The organism is Mucilaginibacter frigoritolerans (genome assembly GCF_007830615.1).
Lineage (GTDB): Bacteria > Bacteroidota > Bacteroidia > Sphingobacteriales > Sphingobacteriaceae > Mucilaginibacter > Mucilaginibacter frigoritolerans.
In genome coordinates, this window is record NZ_VLLI01000001.1 from 550,822 (window position 1) to 570,225 (window position 19,404).

General features: G+C 36.4%; 21 protein-coding genes. 10 read left to right on the forward strand and 11 right to left on the reverse strand.

Annotated elements, in window-relative coordinates; genetic code table 11:
- Positions 1 to 34: 34 nt before the first annotated feature.
- The gene (locus JN11_RS02315; RefSeq protein ID WP_144909220.1) at positions 35 to 1,078 is read left to right on the forward strand and encodes a hypothetical protein; all 1,044 of its coding nucleotides are present in this window, start codon (positions 35 to 37) and stop codon (positions 1,076 to 1,078) included.
- Positions 1,079 to 1,132: 54 nt separating this feature from the next.
- Here the strand turns inward: JN11_RS02315 and JN11_RS02320 are convergent, their stop codons facing one another.
- The 5 genes from JN11_RS02320 to trpS all read right to left on the reverse strand — a co-directional run bounded on the left by JN11_RS02320 (position 1,133) and on the right by trpS (position 5,180).
- Entirely contained in the window at positions 1,133 to 1,786 is a 654-nt protein-coding gene (locus JN11_RS02320) for a hypothetical protein (protein ID WP_144909222.1), read from the reverse strand.
- A 77-nt stretch (positions 1,787 to 1,863) separates the two neighbouring features.
- Positions 1,864 to 2,541: a hypothetical protein gene (locus JN11_RS02325; protein ID WP_144909224.1), complete on the reverse strand. Its 678-nt coding sequence runs from the start codon at positions 2,539 to 2,541 to the stop codon at positions 1,864 to 1,866.
- 84 nt (positions 2,542 to 2,625) lie between these two features.
- Positions 2,626 to 3,354, reverse strand: coding sequence for a 3-deoxy-manno-octulosonate cytidylyltransferase (gene kdsB / locus JN11_RS02330; RefSeq protein WP_144909225.1), 729 nt, complete (start codon positions 3,352 to 3,354; stop codon positions 2,626 to 2,628).
- Positions 3,355 to 3,432: 78 nt separating this feature from the next.
- Positions 3,433 to 4,047, reverse strand: a complete 615-nt coding sequence (locus JN11_RS02335) for a deoxynucleoside kinase (protein WP_144909227.1) — start codon at positions 4,045 to 4,047, stop codon at positions 3,433 to 3,435.
- A 137-nt stretch (positions 4,048 to 4,184) separates the two neighbouring features.
- A complete protein-coding gene (gene trpS / locus JN11_RS02340) occupies positions 4,185 to 5,180 on the reverse strand; it encodes a tryptophan--tRNA ligase (protein WP_144909229.1) in 996 nt (331 codons plus the stop codon).
- A 37-nt stretch (positions 5,181 to 5,217) separates the two neighbouring features.
- Here trpS and JN11_RS02345 point away from each other — a divergent pair, with 37 nt between their 5' ends.
- From JN11_RS02345 to JN11_RS02360, 4 genes are all read left to right on the forward strand, one after another.
- Positions 5,218 to 5,943, forward strand: coding sequence for a lysophospholipid acyltransferase family protein (locus tag JN11_RS02345; protein ID WP_144909230.1), 726 nt, complete (start codon positions 5,218 to 5,220; stop codon positions 5,941 to 5,943).
- 83 nt (positions 5,944 to 6,026) lie between these two features.
- Positions 6,027 to 6,758, forward strand: coding sequence for a lysophospholipid acyltransferase family protein (locus JN11_RS02350; RefSeq protein ID WP_144909232.1), 732 nt, complete (start codon positions 6,027 to 6,029; stop codon positions 6,756 to 6,758).
- On the forward strand, positions 6,755 to 7,042 hold the full coding sequence (gene gatC / locus JN11_RS02355) for an Asp-tRNA(Asn)/Glu-tRNA(Gln) amidotransferase subunit GatC (RefSeq protein ID WP_144909234.1): 288 nt from the start codon (positions 6,755 to 6,757) through the stop codon (positions 7,040 to 7,042). The genes JN11_RS02350 and gatC overlap by 4 nt, the downstream gene beginning before the upstream one ends.
- 75 nt (positions 7,043 to 7,117) lie before the next feature.
- Positions 7,118 to 7,849 carry an ABC transporter ATP-binding protein gene (locus JN11_RS02360; RefSeq protein WP_144909236.1) on the forward strand — a complete coding sequence of 244 codons (732 nt, stop codon included), beginning with the start codon at positions 7,118 to 7,120 and terminating at the stop codon, positions 7,847 to 7,849.
- Positions 7,850 to 7,914: 65 nt separating this feature from the next.
- Here the strand turns inward: JN11_RS02360 and JN11_RS02365 are convergent, their stop codons facing one another.
- The 3 genes from JN11_RS02365 to JN11_RS02375 form a co-directional block, all read right to left on the reverse strand.
- Entirely contained in the window at positions 7,915 to 8,097 is a 183-nt protein-coding gene (locus JN11_RS02365; RefSeq protein WP_144909238.1) for a bacteriocin-like protein, read from the reverse strand.
- A gap of 95 nt (positions 8,098 to 8,192) precedes the next feature.
- Positions 8,193 to 8,813, reverse strand: a complete 621-nt coding sequence (locus JN11_RS02370; protein ID WP_144909240.1) for a hypothetical protein — start codon at positions 8,811 to 8,813, stop codon at positions 8,193 to 8,195.
- A gap of 62 nt (positions 8,814 to 8,875) precedes the next feature.
- Positions 8,876 to 9,865 carry a chitinase gene (locus JN11_RS02375; protein WP_144909242.1) on the reverse strand — a complete coding sequence of 330 codons (990 nt, stop codon included), beginning with the start codon at positions 9,863 to 9,865 and terminating at the stop codon, positions 8,876 to 8,878.
- A gap of 158 nt (positions 9,866 to 10,023) precedes the next feature.
- Here JN11_RS02375 and JN11_RS02380 point away from each other — a divergent pair, with 158 nt between their 5' ends.
- The 3 genes from JN11_RS02380 to JN11_RS02390 all read left to right on the forward strand — a co-directional run bounded on the left by JN11_RS02380 (position 10,024) and on the right by JN11_RS02390 (position 11,147).
- Complete coding sequence (locus JN11_RS02380; RefSeq protein WP_144909244.1) at positions 10,024 to 10,572, forward strand: cob(I)yrinic acid a,c-diamide adenosyltransferase; 549 nt, start codon at positions 10,024 to 10,026, stop codon at positions 10,570 to 10,572.
- 88 nt (positions 10,573 to 10,660) lie between these two features.
- Positions 10,661 to 10,882: a DUF2795 domain-containing protein gene (locus tag JN11_RS02385; protein ID WP_002996718.1), complete on the forward strand. Its 222-nt coding sequence runs from the start codon at positions 10,661 to 10,663 to the stop codon at positions 10,880 to 10,882.
- Between the two features lie 115 nt (positions 10,883 to 10,997).
- Positions 10,998 to 11,147, forward strand: a complete 150-nt coding sequence (locus tag JN11_RS02390; protein WP_144909245.1) for a lmo0937 family membrane protein — start codon at positions 10,998 to 11,000, stop codon at positions 11,145 to 11,147.
- A 68-nt stretch (positions 11,148 to 11,215) separates the two neighbouring features.
- On the opposite strand, the gene JN11_RS02395 is transcribed toward JN11_RS02390, so the two are convergent.
- Together JN11_RS02395 and queA are read right to left on the reverse strand one after the other, a co-directional pair.
- Entirely contained in the window at positions 11,216 to 11,926 is a 711-nt protein-coding gene (locus JN11_RS02395; RefSeq protein ID WP_144909248.1) for a 2-C-methyl-D-erythritol 4-phosphate cytidylyltransferase, read from the reverse strand.
- Between the two features lie 99 nt (positions 11,927 to 12,025).
- Complete coding sequence (gene queA, locus JN11_RS02400) at positions 12,026 to 13,075, reverse strand: tRNA preQ1(34) S-adenosylmethionine ribosyltransferase-isomerase QueA (protein ID WP_144909250.1); 1,050 nt, start codon at positions 13,073 to 13,075, stop codon at positions 12,026 to 12,028.
- 246 nt (positions 13,076 to 13,321) lie between these two features.
- On the opposite strand from queA, the gene JN11_RS02405 reads away from it, so the two are divergent.
- Entirely contained in the window at positions 13,322 to 14,569 is a 1,248-nt protein-coding gene (locus JN11_RS02405) for an ABC transporter permease (protein ID WP_144909252.1), read from the forward strand.
- A gap of 23 nt (positions 14,570 to 14,592) precedes the next feature.
- Here the strand turns inward: JN11_RS02405 and JN11_RS02410 are convergent, their stop codons facing one another.
- Positions 14,593 to 17,703: a PAS domain-containing hybrid sensor histidine kinase/response regulator gene (locus JN11_RS02410; RefSeq protein WP_170227674.1), complete on the reverse strand. Its 3,111-nt coding sequence runs from the start codon at positions 17,701 to 17,703 to the stop codon at positions 14,593 to 14,595.
- A 385-nt stretch (positions 17,704 to 18,088) separates the two neighbouring features.
- Here JN11_RS02410 and JN11_RS02415 point away from each other — a divergent pair, with 385 nt between their 5' ends.
- Positions 18,089 to 19,375 carry a citrate synthase gene (locus tag JN11_RS02415; RefSeq protein ID WP_144909255.1) on the forward strand — a complete coding sequence of 429 codons (1,287 nt, stop codon included), beginning with the start codon at positions 18,089 to 18,091 and terminating at the stop codon, positions 19,373 to 19,375.
- The last annotated feature ends 29 nt before the right edge of the window (positions 19,376 to 19,404 follow it).

Here is a 19,404-nt window from a genome sequence, read left to right on the forward strand (position 1 = left end):
GCTTTTCAAATAAATCTGCCTAATTTGGGGTGCTATGAAAAAAAACAAATATTTTGTACACCCATTATTGGGTTTGTTGCTTGTTTTACAAGGTTATATAGCTATTGCCCAAAATAAGAAAACAGAACGCTCATGCCCCTTCGTTTTTGAGCTGCATAAAAAGGGTGGAACGCAAAAATTGCGTTATGCAAGTAACCACTTTTTAACAACGGTGGATACTTCGGTGAAAACCTTGCTTGTTTATATTCATGGCATTAACCGCAACGGAGAAGACTACTTTGAATATGGTGAACGGATGTTAAGGGCGACTAATAAAAAGAAGGAAACTTTGTTGATAGCTCCTCAATATGCCAATGCAGAAGACCTGGATTATTATCAATTGGGTAATGATTTTTTATACTGGAAAAAAGCGGAATGGAAGGATGGACATACGTCCATTTCGAGCGATAACAGGCCTCAAAGTTTAAAAATCAGCTCGTACGAAGTATTGGATTCCTTATTAACAGCGGTACTTAGCTCGGGTAAATTCCCTAATATACAAAGAGTAATTGTATGCGGGCATTCGGCAGGGGGGCAATTTGTACAGCGTTATTCGGCTATTACACCTGTTCCTGATAGATTTACTCAATATAAATTCAGGTTTTTGGTGATGGACCCATCATCGTATATGTATCTGGATGGAAGACGTCCGCTGGCTGATAAAACTTTTGGCGTGCCTGATACATCAGGCTGCCCGGAATATAATAATTACCCCAAAGGATTATTAAAACTTAATACTTATGCAAATACAATTGGTGCGGAAAATATAAAGCGTAACGTGATGCAGCGGGATATTGTGATTTTATTAGGCGAGAAGGATACCAGAACAGATGATCCTAATTTAGATGTAACCTGTTCTGGAAATTTGCAAGGCCGTTTTCGCTTGGAGCGGGGTTTAAATTACGTATCGTATCTTAGTTGTTTTCCCGGATATACCCATAAAGGTAATTACAATGTGGTAGCAGGCAGTGGTCATAATGGCGATACTATGATCAACTCTGACGAAGCAAAAAAATGGATATTTGATGAGGGTAATTAATAAATTACTTTCGTGCTACGCGATTTTTTTGACTTCGCGTAGCACATGATTCAATCAGTTTTTATTGGAATTATTGGTTTTATCATCTTTTTTAACAGATGTATTGCCTGCAGGATCTTTATAAGTAGTGTCTCCTGTATTATACAAACGCACCAGGTTTAGGATAGCCTTAAAGCTGAATTTGTTTTCTGACAAATACTTGTCAGAAACCTCTTTATTATCCTTTATCAGATCCAGAAAATTGTCTTTCCTATCTTTTTTAGAATCCATGGAAAAAATACTTGTGGTTTTTAACTCACTTACCGTATCTGTAGCCTTGCTAACGTACCATACCTTTGTAGAGGTACTTACTCCATTAGCAGATGTGTTGGTGTAGATCATTTCATACAAATTTATTTTACCTTTTTCTATAACCGTCATATACAAAGGTTTTGTAGGGAAAAAGGTGGTGGCCTTTTTAATTACAACAGCTCTGAATGTTTGGTTTCTACGCGCAATTGAGTATTCTTTAACTTTGTCAACTTTAATTTTTTTAGATTCATTGGTGCCTTCAACCTTATACTTAGGGGAACCTATTAAAGGGAAACTGATTTTACAATTTATGGAATCACCATTTGTGGTAATAATATAATCTTGTTGAGCTTTGGCGGTGAAGGCAAATGAAATTATGGCAATTAAAATAAATGCTTTTGTAAATAGGGTTTTCATTATTTTAAGTTTAATGAGGTTTAGCTTATTGAATGCTTTAATTGTAGAAGTTTCCAGATATGTTTTAACTATATATCTTAGTCTTGATTTGGGTTGAAACCATTTGACGAATCTTCTTTAGGCTCTACATAAGGGGGGTCTTTATAGGGTGTACCTGTATTGTAGAGGTGTATGAGGTTTCGAATGGCTTTAAAGCTAAAATCATTATCTGCTAAACATTTATTGTAAACCTCTTTATTGTCCTCAATCATGTTCAAAAATGCACGATTTTTGATTCTTAATTTAGATGATGAGGTAAATATACCGTCGGTTTTTACTTCACTTACCCAATCGTCGATTTTGCTGACATAGTATTTAATAGTGGAAGTACCTCCACCTATAGCAATAGGGCCCAGGCCAACCCCAACCGAAGTTCCTGGTGTGCTGTAAATCATTTGATATAAACAAATTTTGCCCTTTTCCAAAACAGGCATAAATAACCGCGGGTTTTCATTAAATCCGGCACCACTCATATCCAATACCGATTTGAATAATGCATCCTGATCCGCTATATAATACTCTTTAATTTCATCGGGCCTGATCTTTTTGGACTCTTTAGCTCCTTTTGCTTGATATTTGGGAACTCCAAGCAAGCGGACATTAATTTCACATGTTAGTGAATCGTCACCTGCGGTGATCACATAATCATGCTGAGCTTTGGCTGTAAGGGCAAATAAAATGGAGGTGATAAATGTAATTGTGAATAGGGTTTTCATTGTTTAAGGCTTAACCAGGTTGTTAAATTCAGGGCTTTATTTTTTACGTCAGCTTCCGGCCCGATAAGTTTTATGCGAGAGCTATTATTTCGTTAACTTTTCCAAATCCTCCGGCGTATCAATAGCATAAGTTTCCAGTTCAGTTTCGGCTACTTTTATACGATAGTCGTTTTCTATCCAGCGCAGCTGTTCCAGGTTTTCCGCTTTTTCGAGGGGAGATACTGGGAGTTTGGTGATTTGTTGTAAAATATCGGCGCGGTAGCCGTAAATACCAATGTGTTTAAAATAAGTATAGTGTTTTAACCAATCTGTTTGCTCTTGTCCGCGGATATGGGGCAACGGGGAGCGTGAAAAATAAACGGCCTCCGATAGTTTATTGATTACCACCTTGGGCGAATTGGTATTAAATAATTCCTGCTCAGTATTTACCTTCTTTATAAGGGTAGCAATTTGCGTATCTGCATTTTGAAAGCAGGAAGCCAGTTTGCTGATCTGTTCCGGGTCAATATAAGGCTCATCACCCTGTATGTTAATGATTACCTCGTATTGCGGATGTTTAAGGGCAACTTCGGCACAGCGGTCGGTTCCGCTTTGATGATCGGGCGAGGTAATGATGGCCGATCCGCCAAAATCATGCACGTGTTTGTAAATGCGTTCGTCATCGGTAGCAACAATCACTTCAGCCAGTTGATCACACTTTTTTGCCTGCTCATAAACCCTTTGAATCATGCTTTTACCAGCAATATCAACCAATGGTTTACCCGGAAAGCGGGTAGATGCATAGCGGGCAGGGATTATTCCGAGGATATTCATTATTTACTATTTTAGATTTAAGATTTACGATTGCAAATAGGCAGATCAATCGTAAATCTTAAACCGTAATGCTAAAAATTAAAATAACCCGTGTATTTCACGCTCAATCATTTGTACAACGCTGGCCAGGTCTTCGGTGTTATTGGCAAAGTCAATATTGTCTTTATCAATAATCAGTAATTTGCCGAGTTTGTAACCTTTTATCCATTTGTCGTACTTTTCATTCAGTTTTGACAGATAATCCAACCTGATACCTGATTCGTATTCGCGGCCACGGTGCTGTATGTTGTTTACCAGGGTAGGGACAGATGCTTTGAGGTAAATTAAAAGATCGGGCGGTTTTATAAACTCGGTAATGTTATCAAACATAGCCTGGTAGTTCTCATAATCGCGGGTGGTCATCAAACCCATATCATGCAGGTTTTCAGCAAAGATGTAGGCATCTTCATAAATAGTCCTGTCCTGGATAATGTCCTGTCCACTTTTCTGGATCTCGATGATCTGGCGGTAACGGGTATTTAAGAAATAGATTTGCAGATTAAAGCTCCAGCGTTTCATATCACTGTAAAAATCTTCCAGGTACGGATTATTATCTACAGCCTCATATAAAGGATCCCAGCTATAATTTTTCGCCAATAATTCGGTAAGTGTGGTTTTACCTGCGCCTATGTTTCCTACAATAGCTATGTGCATATCAGTATTTAAGTTATTTATCTGAACCTCAAGTTGCCGAATTTACAGAATTACTTGAATTTTTAATGGATAGATTTCTTTTTCATTGAATGAATTCACAGAAATAATTCTGAAAATTCTGGTTCAGGCTTTACTCCTTAAAAATTTTTAAAGCCGATAATTTCTCTTACTTCGCGGATAGTTCTTGACGCACTTTCTCTGGCTTTAATGGCACCATGACGGGCCACCTGACGCAAATAAAGGGTATCATTAGCGATATCATTTATTCTTTCGCGGATAGGTGCTGTAGCGATAATGATATCTTCAGCCAGCTGTTTTTTTAGATCACCATAACGTATCTGGCAGGTATTGTACAGGTTATCAAAATGCTCATAAGTATCGGCAGATGATACCACTTTTATAATATCGAACAAGTTTTGAATTTCGACAGGTTTCTCTGAATTTTCAACAGTAGGGCCGCTGTCTGTAACGGCACGCATTACCTTTTTACGGATAGCCTCGGGCGAATCGGATAAATAAACCGCATTGCCTTCACCTTCTGACTTACCCATTTTACCTTTACCATCCAATCCCGGAATTTTTACAAGGTTATCGCTAAAGTTGAAGGCATATGGCTCCGGAAAATATTCTTTATTATATAGTCTGTTAAAGCGGTTACCAAAGGTACGGGACATTTCCAGGTGTTGTTCCTGATCCTTGCCCACTGGCACTTTTGTGGCCTTGTGAATAAGAATATCCGCAGCCATTAAAACAGGGTAGGTAAGCAAGCCTGCATTCACATTATCAGGATTTGCGCGTACTTTGTCTTTAAATGATGTAGCACGTTCCAACTCGCCTAAATAGGCGTTCATATTTAAGTAGAGATACAGCTCAGATACCTCAGGCACATCAGATTGTATATAAATGGTGGCACGTTCAGGATCAATCCCGGCGGCCAGGTATTCTACCAGCACCTGTTTAATATTGCCATGTAAGTCGGCAGGAGTAGGGTGGGTAGTTAACGAATGCAGATCGGCAATAAAAAAATAGCAGTTATACTCGTGCTGCATTTTTACGAAGTTTTGTATTGCTCCGTAATAATTTCCTAAATGTAAGTTCCCGGTTGAACGGATACCACTAACAACAGTTTCCATGGGGCGAAAGTAAGTAATTTTTATATTTTTGGTGAAAATGAAAATGTTATTAAAGAAAGTACACGTTTACTTATACGTTATTAGTGTTGCCCTTACTTACTTTTTATTATGGCCCATATTTTACTATTTATCCCGTAAACCATCGCGCTATAGAAGCATGAATGCCGTGCGGCGTGCATGGGGATTTTTGAGTTCGGCCCTTGTTGGTTTCTTTTTTAAATATGAATATGAGCAACTGATAGACTGGAGCAAAACCTATGTTGTTTGCCCCAATCATACCTCCAACCTTGATATTGCAGCTATGTGTATACTGGTAAACAATAATTGCAGTTTTATGGGTAAGGAAGAATTGAAAGATGGCTTGGTTACAAAACTATTTTTTAAATCGGTTGATATACCGGTTAATCGTGATAGTAAAATGTCATCTTACCGGGCTTTTAAAGAGGCTGGTGAACGACTTAAAAACGGAACTTCACTTATTATTTTTCCAGAAGGAAAGATTGATGACGAGTATCCGCCCAAATTACATGAGTTTAAAAATGGGCCTTTCAGATTAGCCATAGATCTGAAAATACCTATTATTCCGGTGTCGTCATCCAATACATGGAAAATGCTTTGGGATGATGGTACTAAATATGGCACCAGGCCAGGTATTTGCAAGTTTTATGTACATAAGCCCATTGGTACCCATAATTTAACCGCTGACGATGCTGATACGCTTAAAGATGAAGTTTATAATATTATTCAGCAAAAGATTGGTTAATGGGTTGGATTAAATAATGAAAAAGTATATTCACTTAATCAAAGCTATTTGACTCCAACGACTTTTTTTTTATTTTGGTGATCATGAAACTCACCCTAAAAAGATTACACACCTATTTTTACCGATATAGTGTTGCTTTCTTTTTTATTTTGGTATGGCCCATATTGTACTTCTTATCCCGAAAAAAGCAGCGCTACAAATATATTAACGGATTTAGAAGATTGATTATCAAGTTAAGTACTACTGTTTCGGGCATATTTTTCAATGCAATTGAAGAAGAAAAAGTTGACTGGAGTCGCACTTATATTATAATAGGTAACCATACCTCAAATCTTGATGTTTCAGCAATATGTATCACTGCAAAAAACAACCATTGCTTTATTGGGAAAGAGGAATTGCTGAATAATATGGTTTTAGGATTTTTTTTCAGAACGATAGATATTACGGTGAATCGCGATAGTAAAATTTCATCATTTAGGGCATTTAAAACAGCTGCTGAACGATTAAAGGATGGGGTAAGTGTAGTGATTTTTCCGGAGGCCACCATTCCGCGTGATTACCCACCAAATTTGCATTCCTTTAAAAATGGCGCATTCAGATTAGCCATCGAACTGAAAATTCCAATTTTACCCATTACATCTATTGATACCTGGAAGATTTTTTGGAATACAGGTAGTGAATATGGCAGCAGACCGGGCATTTGTAATATATTTGTACACAAACCGATTGAAACTGCGCATTTAACATTGGATGATGCTGATGCGCTACGCGATGAGGTGCATGATATTATTAAACAGAAACTAGTATTGTTATGACCATAGATGAAGAAACCGTTGATAAAATAGCCCATTTGGCCAGGCTTGAACTCTCAGATGATGAAAAGCAGGAAATGATTGGCGACATGAACAAGATACTTGGTTTTATGGATAAGCTGAATGAAATTGATACAGCCGGAATTGAACCGTTGATTTATATGACCAACGAGGTGAATGGGTTTAGGGAAGACGTGGTTAAGCAGGATATTACGCATGAAGAAGCGCTGGAAAATGCACCTAAGCATGATAAGGATTTCTTTTTAGTGGCGAAGGTGATTGGGTAGTTATTCCCAATTCTTTTACTTTTTAAAAAAATGCTGTAACAAAGTATCCGTCACTATAGTCAAAACAAGAAAATTATGGAGCCACTCATTACTTTAAAAGATATAGGACGGAAATACGTAATAGGAACTGAAGTTATTCATGCGCTTAAATCCGTATCGTTAACTATCAATAAGGGCGAATTTGTGGCTTTAATGGGCCCCTCTGGATCGGGGAAGTCTACTTTGATGAATATTCTAGGCTGTTTGGATACCCCTTCAAAAGGCGAATATATTTTGAACGGTATAAACGTTAGCCACATGACTGATAACGAACTGGCTGAAGTAAGGAATACTGAAATAGGTTTCGTTTTTCAAACGTTTAATCTTTTACCCCGTAATACAGCATTGGATAATGTGGCTTTACCCCTCATTTATGCCGGTGTAAGCAAAGAAAAGCGCCAGGAACGAGCAAAAACCAGTTTAGAAAACGTAGGTCTTGGCAACCGTATCACCCACAAGCCCAATGAGCTTTCAGGCGGACAGCGCCAGCGTGTTGCTGTGGCCCGTGCCTTGATCAATAATCCATCTATTATATTGGCTGATGAGCCTACGGGTAACCTGGATACCAAAACTTCTATTGAAATAATGGGCCTGATGGAGGACATCCATGCCAAAGGTAATACCATTATATTAGTAACTCACGAAGAGGATATAGCGCTACACGCCCACCGTATAGTACGTATGCGTGATGGTTTGGTTGAAAATGATTTTGCCAATACCAATATTCAAAGGGTACAAAGACAAGGAATTCCTGAATTTAAAGATTAATTCATTTTACCATACCATGCGTTCACGGTGTTCATTTTAAAATACTATGAACCCACGCGTTTTTCTTAGCAGCAGCCTAATAGCTCACCAGTTGGGCAGTATAAATCCTGATTGTCTCCAAAATAACAATCAGGGCTTAATCCACCACCGGGTAAATTATCATCAGGGATAAAGCAAAAGCATCCGGCAGGAGGGGTTTGTAATCCGCCTTTAATGTTTTTCAATTCTTCTCTGGTTAATTTTTTCATAATGTGTGTTTAGGTATAAATATTAATGGATTGAAGTTAATACTTCTAAGATAATACAATACTCTGATAATTAGCGTTACATCCCAGAAATAGAATCAACTACATGTATTACATACACGTGTTACAAATTCCGCCAAAAATACAGCTCTTTCAGGCGATATGGGTTTACGGTCGCCAATAACAAGGGTGTGTTCAACAATTTCAATTATAAAATTATCTTCGCGTACATCCATAACAGCGTTTCTAAAATGGCGGTCTATAGCCCTGGTAGCTTTTGTGCGGTCATTTACTAAAACGTAAAAGGTATCGCTAAATGCTTTATCCTCTTCAAAATCCAGTTCAACCGGGTGAACCAGCTCAATTATTTTATCGGCAATTGTTTCGCGACGGATTAATACCCGACCAAAATCATGTTTCAGATAAGCCAACGCCCAGGTCTGATGTTCCAAACAACCGGCAATGCTACCCTTTTCATGATTTTTTGTTTGCGTTTCCAGGAAAAACAAGTAGCTGTCATTTTGCTGATGTTTAATAGCAAACGAATCCCTGAGATTGAAATCCATATAGCTGTTAAATATTTCAAACTGCTCCAAATGAAAATCAATAGTTCCGGTTGTCTCAACCTGGAATTTTGATTTAAGCGCTTTATAGGTATCGTGAAAGCGATCTATTTCTTCAGAACAAAGGCCTATGGTATCAAATGGTAAGTTATTCATACCCGATAAAAATACTTAATTGCTGTCAATAAGCAAATAGGGTATTTGAATACTCTACACCGTTAGTATGATTTCATATTACCACAAGAGCAGGCACAGTTAGGATCACTGACACCAAGTTTTTTTAGGAAATATTGATAAAAGGCAATACGGTTATTCATGCCATATACATTATTGCCCTTGCCGCATTCCACTTGTCCATTTATGATGTTGATGGTCATCCCGAAGCCTGGCGTACGTCCTGCGGCTTTATCGGTAGCTTTAGGAACCCATTTGCCAGCCATTACATCATGAGCTGATGGCTTGTAGGTTTGCGGGGTCATCCAAAAGTATATGGCTGTTTCAAATGCCACAACCGGATCTGTTTCCACAAGCCCCGGGTTGTTTAACAAAACTGCTTTATCTCCAAAAATACAATCAGACGCATAGCCATAATTACCGTTATAGCTTAATTGCATAGGGCCGCGGCCATAATATTTTTTTCCGGCAACAGCGGGGTATACATCATTAGGGGCAACGTAGGGTAAAGAGGTGTTGTTTTCATGGATAAACATCAATCCATCATTATATTTTCCATCCTCACCATGGCGGGTTTCGTGGGCAATGTTGGCAAAAAATGCCGCCAGTTCTTTTTTATTTGTAGTAATATCTTTTTCTGAGCAAAAGTTGCCGAAATCAATCACATAAGAACTATCAGGCTTTTTTTTGGCCCAGTCTTCATTCCAATCTTCATCCTGGCGAATTATAACCGCTTTTCCCGTTCTTTTATCGGTACGGGTAAATTGGTAAACAGAAACTGCTCTTCTTACCACTTTAACTTTTATAAGTCCCAGTTCTTTTACTGCCCTTATAAAGGCGGTATAGGTATAAAACTTATCTCTCATAGGGAAAAGATCATTGAACTGTTTTTCGCTTAAAAGACCGCTGATTTCAGTTTTATGTGCCGGTGAAACTGATTGTGCGTTACTGTTGCTGTAGCAACTTACGCTAAATAATAAAAAAGAATTTAACAGAATAAGACCTGAACGGAGTATAAATGGGATTGATTTCATTAACCAGATTGATTATGTGTTACTTCAACAAAAGTAATAACATAAAAAGATGTATACTGTTTCTTTATTTGGTGTTAACGCTTGCAAGTAAATAATAAATATAGAATTAGATGGTTAAATTCAAATCAAAATAATAAATTCGAAATTGAACAAATAAAATGAAAATATATACCAAAACAGGCGATAAGGGTGTTACTTCATTAATCGGGGGGACGCGTGTTGCAAAATACCACATCCGTATTGAAAGTTATGGAACGGTTGATGAATTGAACTCATATGTTGGCTTAATTGCTGATCAGGATATATCAGAGCATGATAAAGGTGTATTGAAACAGGTGCAGGACAGATTATTTACCATTGGTTCATCTTTAGCTTCGGATCCGGAAAAATCAAAGATGGTAATACCCGACCTTCATTTAACTGATATTGAGTTACTTGAAAAAGAAATGGACCTGATGAATGAGAATTTGCCAGAATTGCGCCATTTTATTTTGCCGGGAGGTAGTAATGCCATTTCTTATTGCCATATTGCACGATGTGTTTGCAGGAGGGCTGAAAGGATCACTGTGCAACTTGCTGAAGAAAGTTTTGTTGATGATAAAGTGAATATTTATCTGAACAGATTGAGTGATTATTTGTTTACTTTGGCGAGGAAGATTGGACATGATGGTAAAATCACTGAAAATCAGTGGATACCACGTGTTTGAAAATTTCAAAAAAAATATTGATAATCGAATTAAAAATATTATACTTTTGCGAAAAGTTAAATTTACCGAATAAAATAAATAATAGAATATGTATTGGACACTTGAACTGGCATCACACCTTGAAGATGCACCCTGGCCAGCAACAAAAGATGAGTTGATTGATTATGCTATCCGTTCCGGAGCGCCTGTTGAAGTTATTGAAAACTTACAAGCCCTGGAAGATGATGGTGAGCCGTACGAAAATATAGAAGAGATATGGCCTGATTACCCTACAAAAGATGACTTCTTTTTTAATGAGGACGAATATTAAAATTTATACAAAACATTGAAACCCTGCCTAAAACAGGGTTTTTTTATGGGCACTTCTTTTTTGGAATGGTTTTAGTTATGGTGATGTAAATTAATAACAACTAAAACATTACAAAATGAGAAGTTTACTTTATTTAATCGCTGTTATCCTTGTAATAGGATGGATATTTGGATTCTTTGTTTATCCTGTTGGCGGTGGCCTTATTCATATCCTTTTAGTAATTGCTATTATCGCCTTGCTTTTAGGTGTTATTAGAAGAGCATAAATTTATCAATAGTAGTCTGTGGTTCACAGTTCATAGTTAAAATACTATGGTCGGTGAGCCATGTGCTATTAGCATTTCATGAGTAATTCAGCAATAGCAATATCCTCAGGAAAAGTTATTTTAATATTGTTGTAATTGCCTTCAATCAGGTTGATCTTTTCTCCCATCTCTTCAACCACACTAGCATCATCAGTGAATTTGGTATTATAAGGCTGTAAATATGCCTTTTTTATTTGTGCGGATTGAAAAGTTTGCGGGGTTTGCACCAGGTAAATCTCATCACGAACCAAAGCCACTGAAATATTATTTTTCAATTGCCTTACTGAATCACGGCTTTTAACAGCCGTAATGGCGTTTCCATGTTCGGCGGCATATTTATATGATTTATCAATAATCTCTTTGCTGGTGAGTGCTCTTACAGCATCATGGATGGCCACAAGTGTATCTACGTTATCTGGAATAATATCTAAGCCGTTTTTTACTGAGTGAAACCGTGTTTCCCCTCCATTTACTAATTTAAAAGGGATATCAAAATGATGTTCAATACATAGTTGGTTCCAGTAGTTGTGGAAACCGGCGTGAAGAACAATAATAATGGAAGGATTAGCTTCTGTTTTGTGAAACGCTTCAATAGTATGCATTAAAACAGGCTTGCCATTAATCAGCAAAAATTGTTTTGGAACTACAGATTGCATCCTTGTACCAGAACCACCTGCAACAATAATAACGTAGTTGGATTTTGTATTTGAAAGAGGAGAAATTGGATCGGGAAGGGACATTTGATAATTAATAAACGATCAAATTTAGTATTATCAATTAAATAATTTGAGATATGAGTTTATAAGCTCATATCTCAAATCTAAGAGGTCTTTTCTGTATTAGATAATCAGCATAGCATCACCGTAGCTGTAAAAACGATATTTTTCTTTTACTGCTACTTCATATGCATTCATTACATGCTCATATCCACCAAAAGCACAAATCATCATCAGTAAGGTTGATTCAGGTGTGTGGAAGTTAGTAATCATTGAATTAGCAATGCTGAAATCGTATGGAGGGAAGATGAACTTGCTGGTCCAGTCGTTGGCTGCCTTTAATGTTTTATTTGCTGATACTGCAGATTCAACGGCACGCATTGAAGTAGTACCTACAGCACATATTCTTTTTTTGCGCTCAATTGCTCTGTTTACAATATTGGCTTGTTTTTCCTCTATAATAAATTGTTCAGAGTCCATTTTATGTTTGGTAAGATCTTCAACCTCAACCGGGCGGAAAGTACCTAAACCAACATGTAAAGTAACCTCGGCAAACTCAACTCCTTTTAATTCAAGGCGTTTCATTAACTCACGGCTAAAGTGTAAACCAGCAGTAGGAGCAGCTACAGCACCTTCGTGCTTTGCAAAAATAGTTTGATAGCGGTCCTTATCTTCGGCAGTAGCTTTACGTTTTATATATTTTGGAAGCGGTGTTTCTCCAAGTATCTCAACATTACGACGGAATTCTTCGTCTGTTCCATCAAATAAAAAGCGTATTGTACGACCACGGGAAGTGGTATTGTCAACAACTTCAGCAATTAATAAGTCGTCATCACCAAAGTAAAGCTTATTACCAACGCGGATTTTACGGGCCGGATCAACCAAAACATCCCATAATCTAAGTTCTTTGTTTAACTCTCTTAATAAAAAGACTTCAATAGTAGCACCGGTTTTTTCTTTATTACCGTACATACGAGCCGGGAATACTTTGGTATTGTTAAGGATCATAACATCCTTATCGTCAAAATAGTCAAGTACGTCTTTAAATATTTTATGCTCAATTTTACCCGAATCGCGGTGCAGCACCATTAATCGCGATTCATCGCGTGTGTTGGCTGGCGTGTGGGCAATAAGTGAATCGGGCAGGTTAAATTTAAATTGAGATAATTTCATGTTTAATTATATGAATTTTCAAGGGCGCAAATGTAAGAGTTTTTTTAGTATTTTCACCGATTTTTTTTGTTGGCTAGGCTTATATTGGTTATTAAGGTGAATAGTTTAACACCAATTTTGATTATTGGTTTTTAAAAATTAAAATAAATGTAACTTAAACTTCGTAGCATAGTCTAAAAAATATATTTCCCGTAACCAAAATCAGGTATCGGTAGATTACTAATCTAAATAATGAAATCATAACCGATGATATTTTTAAAACTTTTCAAAGAAAGCTTCTTATTTGCTTATGATTCTTTAAGGCAAAATAAGTTACGCACATTTTTGTCATTACTGGGGGTAACCATTGGTATATTTACAATTATATCGGTTTTTTCAGCAGTAGATACCTTGCGCAACAATCTGCAGGAAAGCGTAAATAAACTCGGTAGCAACAGTATTTATATACAAAAATGGCCATGGGGTGGGGGGGATGAATATCCATGGTGGAAATACATGCAACGCCCTGTTCCTAAATTGAAAGACTTTTATGAATTGCAAAAACGCAGTCAAACTGCTTTTGCAATTTCATATGAAATAAGTATTGATAACCGTATAGTAAAATATAAAAGTAACACTGTTGAAGGTGCTGAAATTGACGCTGCATCACAGGATCATGATAAAACATGGAACTTTGATTTTGAGGATGGCAGGTACTTTACCGACATGGAATCGAGATCTGGTAGCCCTGTAACAGTAATTGGTTATGATATAGCGCAAAATTTATTTCCTGACGGCGGAGCTGTTGGTAAACAACTGAAAATAATGGGCCGTTATGTAACCGTGATAGGCGTTTTTAAAAAGGAGGGGAATGACATTTTAGGGATATCGGATGATAAGGAGATTTTATTGCCACTTAACTTTGCAAAAAACGTTATTGATATCCAAAATGAAAATTATAACCCACAGATTGTAGTTAGGGGCAAAAGTGGCATAACTGATGTTGACGTTGAAAGTGAATTAAGAGGTTTGATGCGTTCAATACGACGTTTAGGACCTGGTGTCGATGATAATTTTGCTTTGAACAAAACCAGTATACTTTCCAATCAGTTGGATGTTGTGTTTGGGGTGTTACATACAGTGGGATTAATTATTGGCTTGTTCTCAATCTTGGTTGGAGGATTTGGAATTGCCAATATTATGTTTGTCTCGGTTAAGGAACGGACTAATATTATAGGTATCCAAAAGTCGCTTGGAGCGAAAAGCTATTTTATTTTATTACAGTTTTTAATTGAAGCCATTATTTTATGCTTAATGGGTGGGATAATTGGTTTGGCAATGGTTTACGGTGTTACCATTCTGGTTAAAGCAGTAGCTGATATTCAGGTAATATTAGATGTCAAGAATATTATCATAGGAATTGGTACGTCAATAACTATTGGTGTTATTTCAGGTATTATCCCAGCCTATTTCGCTGCAAGACTTGATCCTGTAGAGGCTATACGATCAAACTAAACTGATAATGGAGAGCTGATTTATTACTCAGATCCACTCTCTATCTGAACATAGTGTTTGGCTATTTTTTCAAACAATACCGTCGGTAAAAATGGTTTGGTCAAATAATCACACATACCAGCTGTAAAAGCCTTATTATATGTTTCGGGCATAGCGTCGGCAGTTAGTGCAATAATAGGTATATGAGGATTGGTCTTTTTGATAATAACTGTTGCTTCAAATCCATCCATTATTGGCATTTGCAGATCCATAAGAATCAAATCATAATTATTTTTCTCGGTCATTTCAATAGCCTGTGATCCGCTGGTAGCTTCATCAACTTGTGCTTGCCATTTTTTAAGGAATTTTGAAGCAATAAGCAAATTCATTTTGTTATCATCAACAACAAGAATGCGCATACCTGTAAGGTCTGTATTTAGTTGTGAGGGTGTTGATGAATATAACTGATTATCCTTGGTTTGTTCGTATAAAGCAACGTCAAACGATATTGAAAACGTAAATTGTGTGCCATGTCTTGGTTCACTTGAAACGGCAATAGTACTTTGATGAAGTTCAATCAGTCTTTTTGTTATAGCTAAACCTAAACCCGTGCCTCCATAATTACTGTCCGCATTTTGTGTTTCTTGTTCAAAAGGATGAAATATGATGGCCAGGTTTTCCGGGGCAATGCCAATACCAGTGTCAGTTATAGTAAACTTAATAGTAACATGATTGTTATTAAGTTCTTCCTTTTCAAGCCTGATAGTGACTTTTCCGTTATGAGTAAATTTTATGGCATTACTTATCAGGTTATTTAATATTTGTCCTAATCGTACTTGGTCACCATTTATATATCCCGGAATCGCATTATCTATAATTAAATCAATGTGTAGGTCTTTTTCTGAAGCTTTTGAGAAAAATGATTGCTTTATTTTTTGTACCAGTTGATAAATGTTGAAAGGGGCCTTATTTAAATCCAATTTACCGGCTTCAATTTTATTGTAGTCTAAAATGTCGTTTATTATCGCAAGTAAATTTTCACCCGAAAATTTTAATGTATTTAGATATTCTAATTGTTCGGGTCTCGGATCTTCGCTTAATAGCAAATTGGTTGTTCCAATAACCGCATTCATTGGGGTTCTTATTTCGTGACTCATTGTCGATAAAAACTCCGACTTAAATCTTGATGAACGTTCGGCTTCTTCTTTTGCCGTTATTAATTCCCTTGTTGCTTTTTCGCGTTCGGTTATATCCTCTCCAATACCTGTAACTTCTTTAATTCTGCCATTTTCGTCGTAGCTTACTGTATTTTGCCAGCTAATAATACGTTTTTCTCCATTTCTGCATATTACCGGGTTAACAAACTGTAGTTCAAATGCATTATTTTTAAACCAATTTGTAAACAGTGCTTTTAAATCTTCAGTAACAAAATTATTCAGCCAGTTTAAGTTTAAAAGGTCATTTTTTTCATAGCCAAGCAGGTCTGCCATATACTTGTTGCAGAAAATAATATTGCCTTTACTGCCAATTGATATAGCAGGCATTTTTATGGTTTCAAGAATCAGTTTAAACTTGTTTTCTGTTCGCTGATAATCAATTTCTGCTTGCTTTCTGTCTGTAATATCTTGTAACGTTCCAATAATTTTACGAACCTTTCCGTCATCACGACGCATTATTTTCCCAATAATAATGCTTAGGTGCTTAACATTACCTTTGGGCGTAACAATTCTGTATTCGTAAGAGGTATGGCTAACATTGGGAATATTTTTTAAATGCCTTTTAATTATCTGCCTGTCACCAGGATGTGAATATTCTACTAATAATTTCACCAGATCTTTGTCGGCAATTTTTTTCTGATTAACCTCAAAAATGTTATTAATCTCATCAGACCATTCAAGCTTATTTAATATAACATCCCATTTCCAATTTCCTATTTTGGCTATAACTTGTGCCTCAAGCAGTTCTGCCTGACTTACCTTAATTTGTTTTTCTGATAATTTATTATCGGTAATATCCTGAGTGATACCATGAATGCGTTTAGGTTTGCCTTCATTGTCAAGTTCGAGGTTTCCCTTAAGAAGTTTAAAATACTTAAGATTTCCTTTAGGGGTAATTATCTTATGTACATGTTGAATATCGTCTTTTAAATGAATGTTCGTAAGGAAATCATAAGCGCCATCCCTGTCTAACGGGTGAATAAGACTTAGATGGAAATTGAACTTATCAATATTTTCTTCAATGGTATCAATTTCCATTATGTTGTACATGGTTTTTGACCAGTAAGTCTCATTTGTTTGAAAATCATACCACCAATTACCTGTTTTGGCAATGGTTTGAGCTTGCAGTAATAAAGCTTCACTTTCTTTTAATGCATTTTCATACTTTTTCTGCTCCGAAATATCAGTTACTGAAGCCGAAATACGACCTGTATAGTTGCCTTTTCCATCAAAAACAGGCGAAAGTTTTCCTACAAACCATTTATCAGTACCAAAAAGAGAGTAAAATTCAATGGAAGTGGGCTGTCTATTTTTGATCACATAATCCAATGCTTCATTAAAACTTTTAGCTTTTGCATCACCTAAAATCAACTCTAATCTTTTTCCAATAAAAAGTTCAAGATCAACCCCTCTATTATCAGTGTGTGGGAACCAAGTGTTTAAACAAATCTTGTTTTCATCAAATTCAAAAACAATATCATTAAGTGAATTGATAAGCGCAGTGAGGTTTTCGCGTTTTTGACGTAGTCTTTCACTATTAGTGAATAATGATTTATTAAGCTCAATTACATTGCTAATGGCATTGTCAAATTTTACTTTATATGCCAGCATCACCAAAAATGAGATATAAGCTATAATGGTGAAGATGATTAATAAACCAACTAATACAATTTCTGAAATGTAGAGTTTTGGAGCAGTTATATAAGCAATAACCGTAGCAATTATATTAAGAGAACCAATGGCAATAAATTCCCAGCGCTTGTTACAGAAAAGGGTAAGTGCAATAAAAATTGTTATGGCACTAAAAAGATAGACGTGTTCAAACCCATTTCGACCTAAAAGAATACAATTATTTATTACTAAAAATGAAATAATGGTAAGGTATTGACTTATGGTATAATATATTTTAGTTGGCTGGAATGAAAAACTAAATGCCATTACGCAGATTAAACAATTAACCATGCGGAGCCATAACGGATCAAAGGAATTATAAAAGCACAAATAATGTAATGAAGGGCTGGCTATAAATAACCCGATTAGGAGTAATCGGTAAATGGTGTTTTTATTTTGCAGGAATAATTGAAGCTTGCTGCTGAAGGACATTTATTAAATTATTAATAATTAGGGTTTTAATCTGTTTTGTAAATGATATTTAATATAATATTAATGACTAATTTATAATATATGCAATATGAATTATTTATCAAATCAATGTCATTAAATAATAACTTTATGTACCATGAAAATTTTACAAATAGTAAGCTATCATCAGGCCGATTAATACGCAGATTTAATTACATTTGTTGCATCTAATAATATTCGTATGTCGGAGACTGCACAATTAAAAATTGGCGATAAAACTTATGATTTGCCCGTAATAGAGGGCACTGAAGGTGAAAAAGCTATTGATATTTCAAAATTACGAGATCTAACAGGCTATGTAACGCTTGATGTAGGGTACAAAAATACAGGTGCTACAAAAAGCGCTATTACCTTTTTAGATGGTGAATTAGGCATACTTAAGTACCGTGGTTATCCGATAGAAGAACTTGCTGAAAAGTCAAGCTTTATAGAGGTTGCATATTTACTAATACATGGCGAGCTACCAACACAACAACAACTAACTTCTTTCCAGTATGAGATAAGCCGGCATACGCTTGTTCATGAGGATATGAAAAAGTTTTTTGATGGGTTTCCATCAAAATCACATCCAATGGGGCAGTTATCATCATTGGTTTGTGCTTTATCTGCATTTTATCCGGAATCGTTAAAATCTCATCAAACAGATGAGGAGCAGCATCTAAGCATTATAAAAATGCTGGCAAAAATGGCTACTGTTGTTTCATGGATTTATAAAAAATCTTTAGGGCATCCGGTTATTTATCCGCAAAATAAGTATGATTATGTAACCAACTTCCTGCACATGACCTTTGGCCAACGTACAGAGGAGGTTGAAATAGATCCGGTAATTGTTAGCGCAATGAATACTTTGTTGATATTACACGCCGATCACGAACAAAATTGCTCTACTTCAACAGTGCGTATTGTGGGTTCGTCAGAATCAAATATTTATGCTTCTGTTTCTGCAGGTATATCAGCCCTTTGGGGGCCTTTACATGGAGGCGCTAACCAGGCAGTAATTGAAATGCTTGAGCAGATAAAAGAAGATGGCGGAGATACTGATAAATGGATAGCCAAAGCAAAGGATAAAAATGATCCGTTCCGATTAATGGGATTTGGTCATAGGGTTTACAAAAATTTTGATCCAAGAGCCAAAATCATCAAAAAAGCATGTGATGATATTCTTGAAAAATTAGGTATTGACGATGAGGTGCTCGAAATAGCCAAAAGGTTAGAAGAGGTAGCTTTAAAAGATCCTTATTTTGTTGAACGTAAATTATATCCTAATGTGGACTTTTATTCTGGTATTATTTACCGCGCATTAGGTTTCCCAACGGATATGTTCACCGTTTTATTTGCTCTTGGCCGTTTGCCAGGATGGATTGCACAATGGAAAGAAATGAAAGATAATAAAGAGCCTATTGGTCGTCCACGTCAAATTTATACTGGTGCTATTAACCGGGAATACGTTGATATAACAAAACGCTAAGTTTTTAAGCTACTGACCCAAGCTTAATG